Below are 1,993 nucleotides of genomic sequence, written 5' to 3' on the forward strand. Positions count from 1 at the left end.
AAAGTATACGATAAGTATGGTATCAAAATGATTCACGAAAGCTATGCCATTCAAAGCTCGCTTTCTGAATCGTTAAACGAAGATATGGCACGACCAGAAATGCTGGTTCACATTGAAAAACTCCCCGGTGTGGGCGATGCTTTTGGTGCATTAGGCACTGCACAAAGTCGGTTTAGTACTGCCGAGCTTAATTACAAAGTAGAGCGATCGAAATTTGATGAGAAAGAAAGTGCTACTAGTATTAAGAAAGTTGTATGTGATATTATTAATAAAGATGTGGTGTTGTATTTGGGTGCCATGGCTAAATCGAACAAAGCCGTATACGGTAATTTGGCTTTAACCATTGATAAAATTATTGATACCAATAATGCTGCCGTAAAAAACAGACGCAAAACTAAAGTTGAGGCTTAATATATGGCTATGAGGGGTGTTTTAATCGCCCCTCATTATTTCTATATAACTACATAAAAGCAATTACTAATGAACAAGCTAATACAATTTACGAAAGAAAATAAAACAATAATTATTGTAACAATTTTCATAATCGCGTATCTAATATACAATAGAACAGATTTTATTAATGGATTTATGGAAGGTTACAACAGTGCCCGAAGATGAAAATAAACCGATGCAAATACATAAAAAACTAGTACTCGCAATCCCAGCCGTATGGGCAAGTATTTTTGATTCTGTTATTACCATTGTTCATCAACCAAGTGAATATTGGGCTGGTAATTTAAATAAAGCTAACGAGGCAAACCCAATCGGTAATTTTATGATGCATTATCATACCTCAGGTATATTTATACTGTGCGGATTATGGATTATCGCGATAGCATTACTAGGGCGATATTTACCCCTGAAGATAGCACGCGTTTTTCTGCTTTTTACCTTAATGGCCCATAGCTACGGAGCTTCAACTTGGTTAACTATGCATTATGGCTTTGGGTCGGCAATGCTTTTTATCTTATTCAATGCCATTTTATTTTATAAAATCCAGGATTTAAGCAGTAACACCAAAAACAATTAATTTTTAAAAACATTAAATACTCTAATATGAAAATAGCGTCAATAATTCTCGCCCTTATTGCTCTAATACAATTAATTATATGCTTTCTATTTTTCCAATAGTTATAAGCGCAAGTTTGAGCAAACAAAATAAAAGCAGTATAGCCAACAAGAACTGGCTTATTACTTTGACATTGATACTAAACCTGATTTTTAAATAGATGAAGAAAAAATGGAAAAGGAAAATACTATTTCTATTAGTTACAGCAATAGTATTTTCTTTAATAAGCCTTCAATGCTGCGAAGTAAAGGAAGAACCTAAGTTTGATTTCCCATATGATATTGATGTTATCAAGTAAATAATCTCATAAGAGGATGAGTTATTACCCCTGCTCTTAAAAATGTATGAAATGAATAAAACACTCCTAATTCCTATTACAATTCTGCTACTATTAGCTGCTGCTTTTAGCATTTACAGGCTACCCAACATAGTGTTAGACTCTCCTATTACAGTATCAAAAGAAAATAATTCTGATACAGATGTACTAAACTATTTGAAAAAAATAGAACAACACAAATTACCAAATCCCACAGGAGAAGTGTTTAACTGCAAAACAGATAATGAATTTCTGTTTTTTTCAATGATAACACACCGAAATTCTTTTGCCATAACAAAACCATTTACCAAAACTATCTATATCGCACCTAGCAATATAAATACAAATATTACTCGTGCCCGACAGGGAGGTGAAAGAGTATACACTTCAGTACTTTACCATGAGCTTACCCACTTATCTCTCAATAAAAAATACGGCTTACTCAAAACATTACTTACCCCGAAATGGAAAATTGAAGGTATCTGCGAATTTATAGCCAATGATTCTTCTTTTGACATCGAAGAAGGTATGAGGCTAATAAAAAACAACACACCAGACTCATCCTACTCATTTAAATATTTTACTTATCGCATTGCTATAGATTATTT

3 protein-coding genes are annotated in these 1,993 nt (G+C 33.1%); all 3 read left to right on the top strand.

What is annotated here, in order from left to right; all coding sequences use genetic code 11:
- Window positions 1-411: hypothetical protein (locus A8B35_RS23500; protein ID WP_171973264.1), on the top strand; the 411-nt coding region annotated here is incomplete at its 5' end.
- Window positions 412-580: 169 nt separating this feature from the next.
- Window positions 581-1,030: a hypothetical protein gene (locus A8B35_RS22935; protein ID WP_075604141.1), complete on the top strand. Its 450-nt coding sequence runs from the start codon at window positions 581-583 to the stop codon at window positions 1,028-1,030.
- Window positions 1,031-1,418: 388 nt separating this feature from the next.
- A partial coding sequence (locus A8B35_RS22940) for a hypothetical protein (RefSeq protein ID WP_139315001.1) occupies window positions 1,419-1,993 on the top strand: 575 nt, incomplete at its 3' end.

The sequence above is a fragment of the Saccharicrinis aurantiacus genome (genome assembly GCF_001660705.2).
Lineage (GTDB): Bacteria > Bacteroidota > Bacteroidia > Bacteroidales > Marinilabiliaceae > Saccharicrinis > Saccharicrinis aurantiacus.